The following is a 17,927-nucleotide window of genomic DNA, read 5'->3' on the forward strand; positions in this document are numbered from 1 at the left end:
GCATAGCGCCTAGGTTTAAGCTTTCCTTGTAATGATCAGCACAAAGAAATGAATAATTGTTCACGCTGCGGTGTTCTTGTATCAGCACCACGAACGATGGTGGATCAAACCCTGGAGCCTTGCCCATGAACCTGCGTTTTGCTGTTTTCACCGCCCCGCTGCTGCTTGCCGGTTGTCTGACGGCAGCGCTGACCAGTTCCCTGGCCCTGGCCCATGGCGACGAAGATGAGCCCGCCAAACCCAACTGCCCGAAAGGCCAGGTCTTCGATTCCAAATCGCAAAAATGCCTCAGGCAGACCAGCAGTCTGGTGCCGGATGCCGACCGCACCAATTACGCCTATCGTCTGGCCAAGGACGGTCGCTACGAAGAAGCCCTGGCCCTGCTTGATACACTGAAAGATCCGAACACGGCCAAAGCCTTGAACTATCGCGGCTACGCGACGCGTAAACTGGGGCGCACCGACGAAGGCATCGGTTACTACCTGCAATCGGTCAAACTCGACCCGCAGTATGCGCAAGTGCGCGAGTACCTCGGCGAGGCCTATGTGATCAAAGGCCGACTGGACCTCGCGCAAGAACAGTTGCAGCACATCAAATCGATTTGCGGCAGCACGTGCGAGGAATACCAGGACCTGGCCGAAGCGATAAACGATTCATCGAAAACCTGACACTGATTAAACGACGGAGGTCGCTATCGCCAGCGATCATGCAATCAGGGCCGAACTGGGCCAACATCTAGCGCGATTGTGGCGCTATGGCTTGCTGCTGTCCCGGCAACGGCATGTGGCCGAAGACCTGGTGCAGGCGACCTGCGTGCGGGCGCTGGAGCGTGCCGGGCAGTTTGTCCCCGGCACGCGCATGGACCGCTGGCTGTTGAGCATTCTGCATTCAATCTGGCTCAACGAAGTGCGCGCCCGCCGGGTGCGCCAGGGTCAGGGGTTGGTGGACGCCGAAAGCCAGTTATCGTTTGACGGCGAGCACGCGGCGCAAACCCATGTGCGCGCAGCCCAGGTGATCAGGCGTGTCGACGCGCTGCCCGAAGCCCAGCGCGAAACCGTGTACCTGGCGTACGTCGAAGGCTTGTCGTATCGCGAAGTCGCCGAGGTGCTGCAAGTGCCCGTCGGGACGGTCATGAGCCGGCTGGCCGCTGCACGGGTGAAACTGGCCGAATATCCACCGCTGCATGCTGTACCGAACCCTTCCTCGGGAGAACGTCGATGAACGAACGCGCCGCACCGTCGGACGAGCAACTGGTGGCCTACCTCGACGACCAGCTCGATGCCGAGCAACGCGCCCGCATCGACACGGCCATCGCCGAGGATTCGGCGCTCAACCTGCGCCTGCAATGGCTGGCCCGCAGCAGCCTGCCGTTCAAGGACGCGTTTGCCCAATTGTCGCAACAGGCGCCCATCGATCGCTTGCAGTCCATGCTCGACACCTTGCCTTCGCCTGAACGTCCGTCGATGGATCGTCGCTGGTTTCTGGCGGCCGCGGCCGGGTTGGTGGTCACCAGCGTGGTGGCGGATCGCTTGTTCCTTGGCTGGCAATTGAGCCAGGAAAAGAACAACTGGCGCGGGTTGGTGGCGGATTACATGTCGCTCTACGTGCCTGAAACCCTGGAACACTTGCCCAGCGATGAAGCCACCCAACTTGCGCAACTGCGCTCCATCGATACGCGCCTGGGCCTGAGCCTTGCGCCCGCGAAGCTGACCTTGCCGCGCGCTGAGTTCAAGCGTGCGCAAATCCTCGAATACGATGGGGTGCCGATTGCCCAGATCACCTACCTGGACCCTGCGAATGGCCCGATGGCGTTGTGCGTCACGCTCTCCAATAGCGGCAGCCGGCACTTCGCCCGTGAGCGTCGGCACGGCATGAACGTCGTGTATTGGGCGGACATGGAACACGCATGGATGCTGATCGGGCACAACCCGGCGGCGGAACTCGAAGACATGGCCAAGTTATTGCGTACGCGACTCAGCACATAGTTCTATAGCAGCTGTCGAGCCTGCGAGGCTGCGCAGCTGCTACAAAGAACGCGTCAGGGTTGGGTGGGTAACCACAAGCGGAAACGTGCGCCGCCTAGCGGGGACGGTTCGACCGTCAGGGTGCCGCCCTGCGCCTCCAGCGCCCGACGGCTGATCGCCAGCCCCAGGCCAAATCCGCCCGTAGCCCGATCCCGACTGCGGTCCAACCGATAAAACGGTTCAAAAATCCGCTCACGCTCGTCATCCGGAATGCCGATCCCGTCGTCATCCACCCAGATCTCACAGCCCTTCGCACACACCTGCACGCCAACCTGAATGCGTTTTTCGCAATAGCGCATGGCGTTGCGTAACAGGTTCTGGATCGCGCGGGCGGTCAGGCGCGGGTCGAGGGTGAAGCGTTCGAGTTGGCCATGAAGCAGCACATCCATCACGATATGCGGCGACTCCAGCTCTTCATCAACGCTGCCCAGAATGCTGTCGATAAACTCGTCCAGCGCGACTTCAACCTGCTCCGGCACTTGCGCCGGGTTTTGCAGGCGGCTGTAGGACAGCAATTCCAGGACCAATTCATCCAGCTCACGGATGTGCGCGACCAACCCTTGCAAGCGCTCGCGACTGGTCACGGGCAGGTCATCGGACAGCGCCAGCGCCAGGCCAAAATCCAGGCGGGTCAGCGGTGTGCGCAGTTCGTGGGATACAGCGTTGAGCAAGTCGCGCTGCTGGTTCAGCAGGTTTTCGATGTCGCCGGCCATGGTGTCGAAGACATTGGCCAGGCTGCCAATGTTGGAATGTCGGGAAATCCGTGTGCGTTCGCTCAGATGGCCTTTGCCGAAACGCTCGGCGGTGCCTTTGAGGCGTTCCAGATCACGCCAGTGCGGGCGCAGCCACAGCAGCAGGCAGGCGAGCATGGTCGCCCCGATCAGGACGTTGATGCTCCAGTACAACAGGCTGACGTCCATCGGGTCCGGCGGCACGATCATTTGCACCACCGTTTGCTCGTTCAACGGCGCCACGGCGAGCGTGCGCCAGCCCCAGTCGCCGATGCGCACCACGTTCTCGCCGCTTTGCAGGCGTTCGCGCTCGTACAAGGTGAAATCCGGGTCGTCATTGCGCGTCAACGCGATGTGCAGCGGGGCGAAATCCTTGTCCATCTCGACCGCCAACGCCGGCCATTGCACTTCAGGCACGGCGTGAAACTGTTTGACGATGAGGGTTTGCAAGCCGCGCGAATAGTCGAGGTTGTAGGTGACAAAGCGTTCATGGAAGACCTTGATCACCAGGTCCGGCACCAGGTAAATCGCCGCGCTGAACGAGACGATGGTCACCAGATACAGGCGAAACAGAATCCTGAACATCGTCTCAGCATTCCCACTCGGAACGACTGAACAGGTAGCCCTTGCCCCACACCGTCTTGATCTTGCGCGCTTCACCGGCGTGGTCGTCAAACTTGCGCCGCAACTTGGAAATCGCCACGTCCACCGAACGGTCGGTGCCGTTGAATTCGATGCCGCGCAGGCGTTGCAGGATCTGGTCGCGACTCAGCACTTCGCCGGCATGACGGGCCAGCACCACCAGCAGGTTGTATTCGCCGCTGGACAGCTCGACCAATTGCTCACGCCAGGTCACCGTGCGCTCCGACAGGTCGATGCACAGGTTGCCCATAAGGATGCGGTCGTTGGCGGTTTGCGGCTCGCCAAGGCTGCTGCGGCGCAACAGCGTGCGCACGCGCGCCAGCAGGACGCGGGGCTCGCAGGGCTTGGTGACGTAATCGTCGGCGCCCATTTCCAGGCCCAGGACTTGATCGTGGCTGTCGTCGCGGGCGGTGAGCATCAGGATCGGCAGCGTCGCCGAATCCGCCCGCAGCAAGCGGCACACTTGCAGGCCGTCGAGGCCCGGCAGCATCAGGTCGAGGATCACCAGGTCCGGCGGATTGACCCGCGCACGCTCCCGCACATGATCGCCACGGCTGATCACGCTGACCGAATAGCCGTTGCGTTCCAGGTAGCTGGCGATCAGTTCGGAGAGCGCGGTGTCGTCTTCGACCAAGAGGATGTTGGGCATGGGGTGTTCCAGAAAGTGCTGTGGCGACGGGTCGGGCGCTATCGCGAGCAAGCTCGCTCCCACAGTTGATTGGGGATGTTCACAACATCTGTGTCTACACCAAATCCCTGTGGGAGCGGGCTTGCCCGCGATGGCGGCTTGACCGTCGCAAAAAATATCAAGTCGCCAAGGATATACGCCCTCACCCCCGCTTGAGTAAAACCCTTACACAATTTCACACAGCACCAACAAAGCTTCACCGCTACCCTCGTCCGCTCCCCGTAGGATGCGGGTGGTCATTATTGGGGTAATTCCATGTCAAAGAATCTGTTCGCCACGCTCGGCCTGCTTGCATTGGCGCTGACGCTGAGCGCCTGTGACAAGTCCTCCACCGCCGAAGAACAGGCGCCGCTGGCTACCGTGCGTATCGAAACCATCGAAGCCCGCCCCCTGTCGATCACCAGCGAATTGAGCGGGCGGATTGCTGCGCCGAGGATTGCCGAAGTCCGGGCCCGTGTCGCCGGCGTCGTGTTGCAACGCACCTTCAACGAAGGCAGCGATGTGAAGAAAGGCGACGTGCTGTTCCGTATCGATCCGGCGCCCTTCAAGGCTGACCTGGACAGCGCCGAAGCGGCGTTACGCAAGGCCGAGGCCAATGCGTTCCAGGCCCGGCTGCAAGAGCAGCGTTATGCCCAACTGATCGAAGGAAACGCCATCAGCGGCCAGGATTACGACAACGCCCGCGCCAACGTCCGGCAAACCGCCGCCGACGTCGCCGCCAACAAAGCCGCCGTGGAACGGGCGAAGCTCAACCTCGGTTATGCCACCGTCACCGCGCCGATTTCCGGTCGCGTCGGCCGTGCGCTGGTGACCGAAGGTGCACTGGTCGGGCAAAACGAAACCACGCCACTGGCGCTGATTCAGCAGCTCAACCCGATCCATGCCGATCTGACCCAGTCCACCCGCGAACTCAATGACTTGCGCCGCGCCTTTCGCTCCGGCCAGTTGCAGCAAGTCGGCCAGGGCCAGGCCAAAGCCACGTTGATCCAGGACGATGGCAGCCTCTACCCGCTGCCGGGCAAGCTGTTGTTCACCGACATCACCGTCGACCCGAGCACCGGCCAGATCATCCTGCGCAGCGAATTCCCCAACCCGGACCTCGACTTGCTGCCCGGCAGTTTCGTGCGGGTGCGCCTGGAACAAGCGGTGAATCAGCAAGGCATCAGCGTGCCGCAACGGGCGATCCAGCGTGACAGCGCCGGCATTGCCCACGTGTTGCTGCTGGACCCCGAGCAGCGCGTCGGCCTGCAACCGGTTGAACTGGGCGCGGTTCAGGACGATCGCTGGATCGTCACCGGCGGCCTCAAACCCGGCGACCGCATCGTCACCGAAGGCCTGCAACACGCACGCCCCGGTGAACACGTGCAGATCGACAGTTCCCCTCTTCCACTTGCCCAGGTTTCCGGGCAGTAAGCAGGACGCTTTTTATGCCGCAGTTCTTTATTGATCGCCCGGTGTTTGCCTGGGTGGTTGCCTTGTTCATCCTGCTGGCCGGCGCATTGGCCATTCCGCAGTTGCCCGTGGCGCAGTACCCGGATGTCGCCCCGCCGCAAATTGAAATTTATGCCCAGTACCCGGGCGCTTCGGCGCAGACCGTGGACGAAAGCGTGGTCAGCCTGATCGAGGAAGAACTCAACGGCGCCGATCATTTGCTGTACTTCGAGTCGCAAAGCAGCCTCGGCAGCGCCACGATCAAGGCCACCTTCCAACCGGGTACAGACCCGGAGATGGCCCAGGTCGACGTGCAAAACCGCCTCAAGGTCGTGGAGTCGCGACTGCCGCAAGCGGTCAATCAGCAAGGCCTGCAAGTCGAGAAAGTCTCCGCCGGTTTCCTGTTGCTGGTCACCCTCACCTCCAGCGACGGCAAACTCGACGACGTGGCGCTCAGCGATTACCTGGCGCGCAACGTGATGAACGAGATCAAGCGCCTGGACGGCGTCGGCAAGGCGCAGTTGTATGGTGCAGAACGGGCGATGCGCATCTGGATCGACCCGCAGAAGCTGATTGGTTTCAACCTGACCCCGGCCGACGTCAATGCCGCCATCGTCGCGCAGAACGCCCAGGTGTCCGCCGGCAGCATCGGTGATTTGCCGACTCGTACTACACAGGAAATCACCGCGACGATTCTGGTGAAGGGCCAGTTGTCGACGCCGGAAGAATTCGCCGACATCGTGCTCAAGGCCAACCCCGACGGTTCCACCGTGCGCATTGGCGATGTCGCGCGGGTCGAGATCGGCAGCCAGGAATACAACTTCTCCACCCGCTTGAACGGCAAGCCGTCGACCGCCGTCAGCGTGCAACTGGCGCCCGGCGCCAATGCCTTGAGCACCGCCACGTTAGTCCGCGCGAAGATGGATGAACTGTCGCGCTACTTCCCGGCCGGCGTGGAATACAAAATCCCCTACGACACCTCGCCGTTCGTCAAAGTCTCGATCACCAAAGTGGTTTACACGCTGGGCGAGGCAATGCTGCTGGTGTTTGCGGTGATGTTCCTGTTCTTGCAAAACATCCGTTACACGCTGATCCCGACGCTGGTAGTGCCGGTCGCGTTGATGGGTACGTTTGCGACCATGTTGGCGCTGGGCTTTTCGATCAACGTGCTGACCATGTTCGGCATGGTGTTGGCCATCGGCATTCTGGTGGACGACGCCATCGTGGTGGTGGAGAACGTGGAGCGGATCATGGCCACCGAAGGCCTGTCGCCCAAGGAAGCGACGCGCAAGGCAATGACGCAGATCACCGGGGCAATCATCGGCATTACCCTGGTGCTGGTGGCGGTGTTCATCCCGATGGCGTTCATGCAGGGTTCGGTCGGGGTCATTTACCAGCAGTTTTCATTGTCGATGGCCACGTCGATCCTGTTCTCGGCATTCCTCGCACTGACCTTGACCCCGGCGCTGTGCGCGACGTTGCTCAAACCGATTGCCAAGGGTGAACATCACGAAAAAACCGGGTTCTTCGGCTGGTTCAACCGTGGCTTCGAACGCTTGACCGATCGCTATCAAGGCTGGGTTGCCTATGCGTTGAAACGCACCGGCCGATACCTGCTGATCTATGGCGTGCTGCTGATCGGTCTGGGCGTGTGTTTCAGTCGTCTGCCCTCCTCGTTCCTGCCGGTCGAGGATCAGGGGTACACCATCACCGACATTCAGTTGCCACCGGGCGCGAGCAAGAACCGCACGGTGCAGGTGGTTGAGCAGATTGAAGCGCACAACGCCACCGAACCGGGAATTGGCGACAGCACGATCATTCTCGGTTTCAGTTTTTCCGGTAGCGGGCAGAACGCCGCGCTGGCGTTTTCCACGCTCAAGGATTGGTCTGAACGCGGCAGTGACGATTCGGCGAGTTCGATTGCCGACCGGGCCAACGTCGCGTTGAGTCAGATCAAGGACGCCGTGGTGTTCTCGGTTCTGCCGCCACCGGTTGACGGCCTCGGCACCTCCAGCGGTTTCGAGTTCCGTTTGCAGGACCGTGCTGGCCTCGGCCATGCCACGCTGATGCAGGCGCGCAGCGAACTGCTCGCAGCGGCCGAGAAGAGCCCGATCCTGATGAACGTGCGTGAAAGTGCCTTGGCCGAAGCACCGCAAGTGCAACTGGAGGTCGACCGCAAGCAAGCCAACGCGCTGGGCGTTTCTTTTGCCGACATCGGCAATGTGCTGTCCACCGCTGTCGGCTCGGCCTACATCAACGACTTCCCCAATCAGGGCCGGATGCAACGAGTCGTCGTGCAGGCTGAAGGCGATCAGCGCAGTCAGGTGGCTGATCTGCTGAAGATGCACGTACGCAATACCCACGGAAAAATGGTGCCGTTGTCGGCCTTCGTCCAGGCCAATTGGACCCAGGGCCCGGCGCAACTGACCCGTTATAACGGCTACCCGGCGATAGCCATTTCCGGTGAACCGTCGCCGGGTCACAGCACCGGTGAAGCCATGGCGGAAATCGAGCGGTTGGTCGCACAAGGGCCCGCGGGACTGGGTCAGGAATGGACCGGATTGTCGTTGCAAGAGCGATTATCCGGCAGTCAGGCACCGATTCTGCTCGGCCTGTCGCTGCTGATCGTGTTCCTGTGCCTGGCCGCACTGTACGAGAGCTGGTCCATTCCGACCTCGGTGCTGCTGGTGGTGCCGCTTGGCGTGCTCGGCGCGGTATTGGCCGTGACCTTTCGCGGAATGCCCAACGACGTGTTCTTCAAGGTCGGACTGATCACCATCATCGGGCTATCGGCTAAAAACGCGATCCTGATCATCGAGTTCGCCAAGAGCCTCTATGACGAAGGGCATGACCTGATCGATGCCACGCTGCAAGCCGCACGGTTGCGGTTGCGACCGATTGTCATGACGTCGCTGGCATTCATTCTGGGCGTGGTGCCTTTGGCAATTGCCACGGGCGCGAGCTCGGCGAGCCAGCAGGCGATAGGCACCGGCGTGATTGGCGGGATGATCACGGCAACGCTGGCGGTGGTGTTTGTCCCGGTGTTTTTCGTGGTGGTGATGAAGTGGGTCAGACGATTTAACAAAAACCACTGAACCACTTCATTCTATAAACCCTGTTTTTTAAGCCAACTATCCCCCGTGAACTGTCAAATCTGACAGTTCACGGGGTTCGCATTCCTCTTTACGCTGGGTTCAACACTCGACAACGTCGTCGAGCACACAATGAACCCGAGCGAAAGAATGCCCAGATGAAAAAATCAGCCCGCCCTACACCAAACGCCACTATCGGAACGTGCACCGCAGATCTTGGCGAGCGCGGAAAGTTTGTGGGCGACGAAAAAAAAATGAAGTTATACAAAGATCCCGGTGAAGGTCGCTGGTATGCAATGGCCACTCATAACGTCGAGAAAGATAAACCGCACTATTACGATCTCGCCTTCGTCATTCCTGATGAGGGTAATGTGGCCGACAAGGTTTACGAAATTGATGACGACTTCCACAACCTGAAGACCGTCAAAGCCACCTTTTGGGAGCGCAATGGACCAGGCGCCGAAGCGTTTATAGCCAAGTCGGGGCGTTTGACCTTCACCATCAACGAAAGCACTGGGAATGCCACCGCTACCTTCGAGTTTCAGACAGACAAACAAGTCACTGTGACCGAAGGGAAGTTCGACCTGGAAGGCTTTGATCCAAGCCTGATGGTGTCGACGGAGCACAAAGCCTCCGAGAGCTTCACCGCTGACATTCAAGACGGCGAGTTCCCGAAAAATTACAGTGCTGTTGAATTTTCCCTCACCCGGCAAGAGGGTAACGAAATCAACTTTCCACTGGCGCATTGGTTGGGCTGGTCCAAACAACCCGGCACGCCGAATGCCGTCATTTCCCTGTTCGTCGCCACTACGCTTGATGCCAACAAGGAATACACCCTCAGTCGCAACAGCAATGAAGTTCGGGCGATGTACATCGATTTTGATGCCTCCGGGATACGGAGTTACCTCTCCATAGGCGGGACGCTCAAGCTCGACTCCATCCCACTCGAGGATTCATCCTTGTGTGTCTTGAAGGGTTCTATCGAATTCGAAGCCGAACGCTCGGACGGGTCAAAAACCATCAGCGTGAAAAAAGGGCTGTTCCATTTCGACGGCACAAAGCATCCGGCTTGAGCATTTTGATAAAAGGCAAAAGCTCCGAACTTGCCGCATCACTCACGGCAGGGCTATGGTGCTGCAAAGCCCCTGACCGTGAGTCTTCATGCCCTTCCTCGCGCGCACCCACCCTCGCCTGTCCGCCGCCGCTACCCTGGGTGTCGCGGCAGGCATTCTGGCTCCGGTCGATTCGATCATCAGCAAAATCCTTATAGGCTGGAATGTCGGGGTGTGGACTTACCTGATCCTGATGCTCTGGCTCGCCGCCCGCGCCAAAGCGCCGGATGTAAAGCGTATTGCCGAGATTGAAGACGAAAATGCCGGCCTGGTGTTGTTCGTGGTGAGCATCGCCGCGCTTGCCAGCCTCGCGACCATCACCTTCGAACTGGCCGGCAGCAAGGAGCTGGAAACCACCCGCAAGCTCCTGCATTACGGCTTCACCGCACTGACGATCATCGGTTCATGGCTGTTGATCGGGGTGATTTTCAGCGTGCATTACGCTCGCCTGTTCTACACCTGGGACGGCAAGGACCTGGCGCTGCGTTTCGCCGAAGGACTGGAAACCCCCAATTACTGGGACTTCCTGTACTTCTCTTTCACCATTGGCGTGGCGGTGCAAACCTCGGATGTCGGTGTGGCGACACGGGGTATTCGCAAAATCGTGCTGGCGCAATCGTTGATCAGTTTTCTGTTCAACACGGCGATTCTAGGGTTTTCGATCAATATTGCGGCGGGGTTGTTTGGCTGATGGCTGCACAAACGTTCTAGTCATTGTTCCCTGCGTGGGTGTCAAATAAGTCGGCAATCCGTTTCGCAGGTGCAGCATGACCCATCACAACTGGATCGACCTGGCTCAAGACGCCGACACCGGCATCGAAACCCTGCGCGCCCATTTCGAGGGCCACGCTTACGATCCGCACTGGCATGACAGCTATCTGGTGGGCGTGACCGAGCAAGGTGTCCAGCAGTTCAATTGTCGGCGCACCCGCCACCAAAGCACGCCGGGCAAGGTATTCCTGCTGGAACCGGGGGACATTCATGACGGTGAGGCGCCGACGGAGGATGGTTTCACCTACCGAATGTTGTACCTCGACCCACTGTGGTTGCAGCAGGAACTGGGCGCCGTTTTCGAACATGCCCCCGACCATAGCCAATTGAGTTTTGCCACCACCCTGGCCAGCGACACCCGACTGGCTCAGGCCACCAGTCTGGCCTTTCAGACACTGCATGGAGGCGAACTGAAGATCGTACGCCAGGCCGCCCTCGACGGTTTACTCGGACGCCTGACCAGCCACCTGCGCTGGCGCGCGCGTTATGCCGAAGACCCGCGCCTGCCGCTGGTCGCGCAAAAAGCCCGGGAGTACTTGCACGCCAATGCTCAATACGACATCGGCCTCGACCAGGTGGCCGCAGCAACCGGTGTAGACCGATACCGCCTGACCCGCGCCTTCAAGGCAGCCTACGGCCTGGCGCCCCATGCCTATCTGGTGCAATTGCGCCTGGCCACTGCCCGACGCCTGTTGGCCCGTGGCGCACAGCCGGCGACGGTGGCGATGGAACTGGGTTTTGCCGACCAGAGCCATCTGGGGCGCTGGTTCGTTCGGGCGTATGGTTTGACGCCGGCCATGTACCGCAAGCGCTGCTCAAATCTTCCAGACGCTTGAAACGTACTTTGTGAGGATCAGCTTCTGAAATCATTCACGGAGCCCATTCTCATGCCGTCCACTTTCCTTACGATGTTGCCCTTTGTGCTGTTCGCTTTTGTCGCCTCCATTACGCCGGGGCCGACCAACATTCTGGTCATGAGCAACAGCGCTCGTTATGGTTTCAAAGCCGCATTGCCCATTGTCTTCGGCGCTTGCACGAGCGCCGGTTTGATCGTGTTGGCGGTTGGCAACGGCATTGGTGAAACGTTGGATAAGCTGCCGCTCATTGAATCTTTTATGAAGTGGACGGGAGTGCTCTTGCTCAGCTATCTGGCCTGGCAGATTTACCGTTCGCCGGCCACGCTCCCCCACACAGAGCACGCCGCACCGCACAAAGTCGGACTTTGGGCCGGTGCCAGCCTGCAACTGGTCAATCCTAAGACCTGGATGATGGCGTTGGCCGTCGTCAGCGTGTTTGCAGGCTCCGGGGAAGATCGCCAGGTACGAACGCTTTGTCTGTCGATGATCTTTTTTCTGGTTGCGTTGCCGTGCATGGGATCCTGGGCCCTGCTGGGCGCGGGGTCAGCCAAATGGATACGTTCGTCCAGCGCCATGAGACGCTTCAATCAATTCATGGCGTTTTTGCTGTTGGGATCGGCCTGGCTAAGTGTGCTGGCGTAACGTGAACCGGACAGAAAAAAATGCCCCGACCGAGGTCGAGGCATTTTTTCGCTGATTGATCATCAGAAGAAATAGCTCACTCTCAAGCTACTGCTCCAGTCCTGATTGACCGTCGTCCCTTGACTGCCGCCCACCTGACCGGACACCTGCCAGTTGCGTTGCGCCGGCGTCCACTTGAGCCCGGCGCCATACTCGAAAGAGCTACTGGCCCGGTCATCATCAAAGCTGTCGTCGTTGATCTTGATTTCGTTGGTTTTCACAAACTCATGGTTGAGCGCCGTGGACAGACTCGGCTCCAACGTGCTGCCGTTATCGAGCGCAATGACGCGGCCGCCACGAATACCCACTTTGCCCTGCAACGAACGCATGGTATCGGCGCTGACTTCGAGGCCATTGTCGAGCTTGTAGTTATCGCTTTGAGTGACGCCTGTCGAGACCTGGAATTGAGGCTCGATGAAGTAGCCATTTTTTAGGTGGATATGTTTGCCCACGGCCACCGAACCGCTTGCGCCCAAGGCCTTGTAGTCGCCCTTGGCCCGGGAGCCATCACTCATGGTCACTTTGGCTTTGTTATCGAACTGGTTGATTTTGGCCATGACATTGACGAACACACCACTTTCAACATCGAAGGTACTGCCGTAAACCCCGGCATTCAGGCTGTCGACAATGGCACTGGAACCGTACTTCAGGTCGATGTTGGTACGGCTCGCTCCGACGAACCCGCCCAGCACCCAAGAGCGTCCGCCCAATTCGACGACCGTATCGGCACCACCGGTGATACCGGTCTGGTTCTGGGTGTATCCATCGCCATAGGCGTTGTCGACATTGTACTGGTTGCCATAAGTGCGGACCCAAACGCTGTTGCTCAGGTTCACCGCGCCGTCATCCATCGCACGCATTGAGGCGTCGGGGCGGATGCTGAGACTACGATCGCCCACCTGGTCGTTGAGCATGGCCGCTTCGGCGTTCAACACGCTGCGCGCACTGCCGGCCAGAGCCAACGCGGTATTGCTTGAAGTACTGACCGTTTCCTTGTCGGGATTGAGGTACAAACCCTCACCTTCCTTCTCCAACCGATACACAAAAGTGCCTGCATCGACGGTGGAGCGATTGGCCAGCGAAAAGTGCGCGTTGCCGGCCGCGATGTTACCCACCTTCACCGGCTCGGCCGTGACCGGCGTAGTGCCGGTCGCAGCGATTTGCAGTTTAAAATCCCCGTTTGCGTTTTGGGCGTCAAGGAAATCGGTGGCGCCGTTGCCGAGGTCGGTGCCCATCACGATCATGCCCTTACCCGAAAGATTAACCACGTTCAGTTGCTGGAACTGCTCGTTGGTCCCCATGCGAACGACACCATCATTCAAGGCAAGATTTTCCAAGGCGCTGTCGCCAGTCATCACCCACTGCGCGGCGTTATTGATATTCACATTACGGGAATTGTTGATCTGACCGGTCAACACCGAACCGTTGTCCAGAAGCACGTTGCCATTGGTGCCGGTTACGACATTACCCGTCATGTTGCTGCCATTGTTCAGCGTCAGGCTGGAAACATTGTCGACATTGCCCTTGAGCGTAGAAAGGTTATCCAGCAGTACGTTGCCATTGGTATCGGTGAGCACGTCACCGGTCATGCTGCTGCCGTTGTTCAGCGCAAGGCTGACGACATTGTCGACGTTGCCGTTGATGACGGAGCCATTGTTCAGGCCGACCGTGGCAGCCGTTCCGGCAACCGCCTGCACATTACCGTTCAACGTGCTGCGGGAATCGAGGCTGACCCGCGTAACGTTCTGCAGATTGCCATCAATAGAGGCTGCGTTTTGCATCAACAGTGCGACGGTGCTGCCGGTATCGGCAATGACATTACCGCTTAATGCACTGGCGTCGACGGTGAGGTTGGCCGTGGAGCGATTGGTCGCCAGGAGCGCCGTGCCATTGCCGCCGATCAGTTCCGTGCCGTTGAGAACATTGATGGTTGCGACCGATCCCGCAGCACCGGACGAGCCCAGCACGATTGCTGAACCTGTTCCTCCTGTCACGCGGCTACCATTGAGCGTCACATCGCTCGCGTTGACGCCGGTCGTGTCGGTAATGATTTGCAGGCCATCTTGCTCACCGGAAATAACGCTCCCAGTCGCCGATAGCGTTGCGCCGCCCAATTGCACGCCGTAACTGGTTGCTCCGGTGCCGCGAAGGGTCGAGTTTTCGACATTCAATACCGCGAAACCCACCGCGTTTGCACCTCCCAAAGCGCCGGTGATCGTACTGCCCCCCTTGACCGTGGCACTAGAAGATACCGGCGTGTTGATATTGCGCCCCAACAGCACACCAAAACTATTCCCGCTGGTGATGTTCGTGTTGTCAATTGTGGCAGTACTGTCGATCAGCTGAACCGCTCCCCTGCCGGTCGTACTATTGACGTTGGCTCCAGAGATGTTCAGCACCGAAGTATCCGCACTGATGCGCTGGCTTTGGCCACCGTTAAAAACGACGGTGGCTTTTTGTGAATCAATAGACAAGGTAGTTGCGTTATTGATCGTCAATGTTCCCCCTTGAGATACCCCCCAACTTTCCGGCGCGGGTGGATTAGTCACTACTGCGCTTTCGCCTGGCAACAGTGTTCTGCTGTAGGCGTCGGGAGTGGAAACGAGAACAGTCGCAACTGCGGTCGTAATCAATGTTCTTTTAAAAAAAACCGGATATTTAAAACACGAAAAAAAATACATGAAGGACTCCTCAAACCTGCACAATCACACAAGATTTTTCTGGCAGAATAAAAGTCCCACCAGAAGCGCCAGGCAGCCTAAAGATAAAAATTAAATTCTGATGTAGGAAAAATCCTTGTTCATTGGAAAATGATCCTCCAATGGCGTGCCCTTCATCAGATCCTGCCTCCGCTCAATGGAAAAGCATCGCAAGGAAGAAATTCAAACCTCCCTTGCGATGTTAAAAAACCATTTGATTAATTAAGGGGCTGGAGCGGCCGGCGCCGCCGTTTGGTCGCAATAATTGAAACTATTGCTGATGGTATCCAGCGGTTTGAAAACGGGTACAGATGTTTGCTGCCCATTAATCTCGGTTGTATACCAATATTTCCCGAAGGCAATCGCTCCGCGTACCGGTTGTGCTGCTTTGAAAACTGCGGGGCTGCCCACCGGTGCCACATCAGGCACATCGGCGGCCTTAATGACATAATCTTGCGAAGCCTCCGTACCTGGAATCAACTGAGTACCCGCCAGATCGCGATAGGCCGCGAAATGGGCTGTAATGGTTTTACCTGGTGGCAGGAGCGGACTCTTTGCAATAAGCAAACCCAGTTTGTATGCGCTTGTAGGGCTGGTCATCCCGAAGCACTCGATGAAATCACGATTTGCAGGGTTGCGGATAGCGATCGTAGGCGAAGGCAAAGGAATTGGAACGCCACTGACTGTCACCGGTTGCGGCAGGGATTTCATGACGTTCTTGTCAGAACCTGACTTCTGAATCGTCCAGTAAGCCGATACTTCTGGAGTAGGAAGTCCGGAAATGATGTTTGCCGGAACGTCAACTACAAACCCATTTTCGTCTGTAAATGAAACATATTCGGCAATCTTCAGATCATTGATATAGCACGTGGCCGTCTGTTCCGGGGTGATATCTGGATCACTGAGCGCAAATACGACTGTGAATTTACCAGCCTTGTCGCGATCGCCAGGCAGCAAACTATTCGGCGTACCAGAGGCACCAGTGACAACGGGTAGTTGCATAGCCCGGTTTGTCAAATCCGGAAGATCTGGATTCGTTGGACCCGCGTAGTCAAACGCCAACATAAAGGTTGCTTCTGGCGACTCAACGTTGGGGGTCATCCCGGTCCGGGTGATTACAGACATGATCGTGACAGCTTTTGGCTCGTCGGCATCAGCAAATAGTTTTGCAAGGTCTGCATAAGTAAGCGCGAAACTCAGATTCGCACCAGCCCATGGTTGTGGAGCCGTTTCTACAAAGTTGGTCGCGTCAGCCGCATCCTCTAAAATCAAAAAGATTTCGTCGCCCGTTTCCGCATGTTGGATAAACGCGTTTTCGACAATCGCAAAAATCCCACTGGCAATATCGTCCAGAAAAAGCGGAGTGTTGTAGTTTGGATCGGTTTTTGGCACCAAAGGTGCTTTTGTCAGCAACGGTCTTTGCGCAAGAGCCAATGTCAGAAAGGCGGTCGACACTGACTCCAGACTTTGGTTGCCGGGAAGGTCTTTCCAGTCATACACGATATTGACACGCCCGTTCGGGAGTTGACTCAACATCGTATTTGGAAATGAGATAGCACCACTTGCAGGGACTTGATCGTCCCAGACCAAAACCCTCTGAGTGCCGGACACGAGCCAGATGCGCAGATGATCGTCCAGTCGCCGAAGGGGATAACCAACGTTCATTGTAATGTTCAAGTTGGCGTTCGCGGGCAGTGCCCTCCAGGCCTCATTGATAGTGACTTGCGAATCCGTAGGTTTATTGACAAAGACAGGAGCTGGCGTTGGCCTTACTTCTCGTCTTGGGTTTTTCGTATTGAATGGCGCAGTCTGGTCGATTACAAATTTCAGGGTATTGGAAGGTTCCTCGTTACCACCACCTCCCTTATAAAGTTTAATCATCACCTCATAGGTAGTAGGTGTTGCCGGCGTAGGTTGCTCCGGAAACAAGCTAGCGGGTATTTTAAATGGAATGACACCATCAGGCCTGTCAGCAATTGGCCCTAGGGAAAATGTTTGATCGTGGGCGACTAAAGTCCCACCTTCTACTCCTAAGTAAAAATCAAAATCATCTCCGTCGAGCTCACTAAGGGTGCGAATAAAATTTAAGGTAATTTCCCCGCTATCCAGAACACTTTTCGCGATAAAGCCCTCAGCCAGCGTGTCTATTGTAATAGCCGAGAAAGGTCCAGCATCACTAACACCAACGGATTCAGCTCTTTGCTTTTTAGGTACAGATTGCAGTGTCATCTTTGCTTCTCCTTGTGCATTAAGGCCAGTAGGGCCACTTTCGCCGGGTGTTACTCTGTCTATTCTCACCAAACCTTTTCGTGACTCACCGATCAGCCGCCCAGCTCTAAGCAACTGCCAATAGACGAGGGCCGAGTCGTTATCAATAAGAGGTTTTATATGAGGATCAAATGGAATGCCTTGCTCATATCCTTTATCAATGTCCTGCTGTTGCAATTTTTTATCAAAAGCGCCATATGTATTGGATACAGGCGGACCACTTCCATTCAAACTTAAGTAACCTTGCCAGTGCACTTTGGCAATATCGTCAGGTACTGCAATGCCCGTTGAGGCAGGTATCGCAACGGTTGCGCCGGATGTCAGTGGTGGAGCCGTATTGTTATTCAGATATCCCCAAACCGTGGCATGGGGAAATGTCAGTTCCGCCAGAACGAGAGGTACAGTGTGATCAATCGTCAACTTTCTTTCTGGCGAAGGGTCGGGGATACCGCCTGAACCTTTCCAGACTTTATAAGATAAAAATTCGATGCCATCGATTGCCAAATGCTGCGGTGTCAGTGCGAAATATAAAAAGGCTGGTTGTGGCGGGCTGAAAAATTCAGTGTAAAGCCTTTGCTCAACTCCGCCTCGACGTGTCATGACCCAAAGTTCATCGTTATTCAGAGGGTTGACCCAATAAGGAATAGCAATACGAGTACCATTACGCAGAATATCGAGGGGGACATATCCCTCGATATCGCTATCGTCGATACCCTCGACTGAAAGTGGCGCCGCCAATATTCCTGCGTCTGACTCCGAAGACTTCTTTGCCGTCATCGCATTTACCTGTTTGATGGTAGAAGCACTGCGCGTAACTTCTCAGTCGCTCATGGAAGAATTAAGCGCTAAGCCATCGCACTTGCCTACTGTCATAACTGACAGGTAAATCGACCATTCGTCTGGAAACTAGCCGTGGTACAGGTCCGTCGGC

Annotated in this window: 13 protein-coding genes; 9 read left to right on the forward strand and 4 right to left on the reverse strand. The window is 57.3% G+C overall.

Annotated features, from left to right (window positions below):
* Positions 1-125 precede the first annotated feature (125 nt).
* From H8F22_RS10690 to H8F22_RS10700, 3 genes are read left to right on the forward strand one after another with little or no spacing between them, the layout of a single operon-like run.
* On the forward strand, positions 126-668 hold the full coding sequence (locus H8F22_RS10690; protein ID WP_027923028.1) for a tetratricopeptide repeat protein: 543 nt from the start codon (positions 126-128) through the stop codon (positions 666-668).
* Positions 669-723: 55 nt separating this feature from the next.
* Positions 724-1,221 carry an RNA polymerase sigma factor gene (locus tag H8F22_RS10695; RefSeq protein ID WP_081743930.1) on the forward strand — a complete coding sequence of 166 codons (498 nt, stop codon included), beginning with the start codon at positions 724-726 and terminating at the stop codon, positions 1,219-1,221.
* Positions 1,218-1,985: an anti-sigma factor family protein gene (locus tag H8F22_RS10700; RefSeq protein ID WP_027923026.1), complete on the forward strand. Its 768-nt coding sequence runs from the start codon at positions 1,218-1,220 to the stop codon at positions 1,983-1,985. Before H8F22_RS10695 ends, H8F22_RS10700 begins: the two co-directional genes overlap by 4 nt.
* Positions 1,986-2,038: 53 nt before the next feature.
* Here H8F22_RS10700 and H8F22_RS10705 read toward each other — a convergent pair whose 3' ends face one another.
* Both H8F22_RS10705 and H8F22_RS10710 read right to left on the reverse strand, forming a co-directional pair.
* Complete coding sequence (locus H8F22_RS10705) at positions 2,039-3,340, reverse strand: ATP-binding protein (RefSeq protein ID WP_027923025.1); 1,302 nt, start codon at positions 3,338-3,340, stop codon at positions 2,039-2,041.
* Positions 3,341-3,344: 4 nt separating this feature from the next.
* Positions 3,345-4,046: a response regulator transcription factor gene (locus tag H8F22_RS10710; RefSeq protein ID WP_027923024.1), complete on the reverse strand. Its 702-nt coding sequence runs from the start codon at positions 4,044-4,046 to the stop codon at positions 3,345-3,347.
* A 294-nt stretch (positions 4,047-4,340) separates the two neighbouring features.
* On the opposite strand from H8F22_RS10710, the gene H8F22_RS10715 reads away from it, so the two are divergent.
* From H8F22_RS10715 to H8F22_RS10740, 6 genes are all read left to right on the forward strand, one after another.
* The gene (locus H8F22_RS10715; protein WP_027923023.1) at positions 4,341-5,498 is read left to right on the forward strand and encodes an efflux RND transporter periplasmic adaptor subunit; all 1,158 of its coding nucleotides are present in this window, start codon (positions 4,341-4,343) and stop codon (positions 5,496-5,498) included.
* Positions 5,499-5,512: 14 nt separating this feature from the next.
* Positions 5,513-8,611 (forward strand): efflux RND transporter permease subunit, encoded by a 3,099-nt coding sequence (locus H8F22_RS10720; protein WP_059182898.1) that lies wholly within the window; start codon positions 5,513-5,515, stop codon positions 8,609-8,611.
* A gap of 155 nt (positions 8,612-8,766) precedes the next feature.
* The gene (locus H8F22_RS10725; protein ID WP_156428536.1) at positions 8,767-9,681 is read left to right on the forward strand and encodes a hypothetical protein; all 915 of its coding nucleotides are present in this window, start codon (positions 8,767-8,769) and stop codon (positions 9,679-9,681) included.
* An 88-nt stretch (positions 9,682-9,769) separates the two neighbouring features.
* Positions 9,770-10,411: a DUF1345 domain-containing protein gene (locus H8F22_RS10730; RefSeq protein ID WP_027923020.1), complete on the forward strand. Its 642-nt coding sequence runs from the start codon at positions 9,770-9,772 to the stop codon at positions 10,409-10,411.
* A gap of 76 nt (positions 10,412-10,487) precedes the next feature.
* The gene (locus tag H8F22_RS10735; RefSeq protein WP_194940098.1) at positions 10,488-11,327 is read left to right on the forward strand and encodes an AraC family transcriptional regulator; all 840 of its coding nucleotides are present in this window, start codon (positions 10,488-10,490) and stop codon (positions 11,325-11,327) included.
* A gap of 51 nt (positions 11,328-11,378) precedes the next feature.
* Positions 11,379-11,990: a LysE family translocator gene (locus H8F22_RS10740; protein ID WP_194940099.1), complete on the forward strand. Its 612-nt coding sequence runs from the start codon at positions 11,379-11,381 to the stop codon at positions 11,988-11,990.
* A gap of 62 nt (positions 11,991-12,052) precedes the next feature.
* Here H8F22_RS10740 and H8F22_RS10745 read toward each other — a convergent pair whose 3' ends face one another.
* The gene (locus H8F22_RS10745; RefSeq protein WP_082694362.1) at positions 12,053-14,710 is read right to left on the reverse strand and encodes an autotransporter outer membrane beta-barrel domain-containing protein; all 2,658 of its coding nucleotides are present in this window, start codon (positions 14,708-14,710) and stop codon (positions 12,053-12,055) included.
* Positions 14,711-14,950: 240 nt separating this feature from the next.
* Positions 14,951-17,773 carry a hypothetical protein gene (locus tag H8F22_RS10750; protein ID WP_172825945.1) on the reverse strand — a complete coding sequence of 941 codons (2,823 nt, stop codon included), beginning with the start codon at positions 17,771-17,773 and terminating at the stop codon, positions 14,951-14,953.
* Positions 17,774-17,927: the final 154 nt, after the last annotated feature.

It is taken from the genome of Pseudomonas mucoides (assembly GCF_015461845.1).
Classification (GTDB): domain Bacteria; phylum Pseudomonadota; class Gammaproteobacteria; order Pseudomonadales; family Pseudomonadaceae; genus Aquipseudomonas; species Aquipseudomonas mucoides.

Coding starts and splice junctions, on each gene's coding strand:
- H8F22_RS10705 (WP_027923025.1), bottom strand. CDS start 3,340: ATGTTCAGGATTCTGTTTCGCCTGTATCTGGTGACCATCGTCTCGTTC.
- H8F22_RS10745 (WP_082694362.1), bottom strand. CDS start 14,710: ATGTATTTTTTTTCGTGTTTTAAATATCCGGTTTTTTTTAAAAGAACA.
- H8F22_RS10720 (WP_059182898.1), top strand. CDS start 5,513: ATGCCGCAGTTCTTTATTGATCGCCCGGTGTTTGCCTGGGTGGTTGCC.
- H8F22_RS10750 (WP_172825945.1), bottom strand. CDS start 17,773: ATGACGGCAAAGAAGTCTTCGGAGTCAGACGCAGGAATATTGGCGGCG.
- H8F22_RS10725 (WP_156428536.1), top strand. CDS start 8,767: ATGAAAAAATCAGCCCGCCCTACACCAAACGCCACTATCGGAACGTGC.
- H8F22_RS10700 (WP_027923026.1), top strand. CDS start 1,218: ATGAACGAACGCGCCGCACCGTCGGACGAGCAACTGGTGGCCTACCTC.
- H8F22_RS10715 (WP_027923023.1), top strand. CDS start 4,341: ATGTCAAAGAATCTGTTCGCCACGCTCGGCCTGCTTGCATTGGCGCTG.
- H8F22_RS10730 (WP_027923020.1), top strand. CDS start 9,770: ATGCCCTTCCTCGCGCGCACCCACCCTCGCCTGTCCGCCGCCGCTACC.
- H8F22_RS10690 (WP_027923028.1), top strand. CDS start 126: ATGAACCTGCGTTTTGCTGTTTTCACCGCCCCGCTGCTGCTTGCCGGT.
- H8F22_RS10710 (WP_027923024.1), bottom strand. CDS start 4,046: ATGCCCAACATCCTCTTGGTCGAAGACGACACCGCGCTCTCCGAACTG.
- H8F22_RS10735 (WP_194940098.1), top strand. CDS start 10,488: ATGACCCATCACAACTGGATCGACCTGGCTCAAGACGCCGACACCGGC.
- H8F22_RS10740 (WP_194940099.1), top strand. CDS start 11,379: ATGCCGTCCACTTTCCTTACGATGTTGCCCTTTGTGCTGTTCGCTTTT.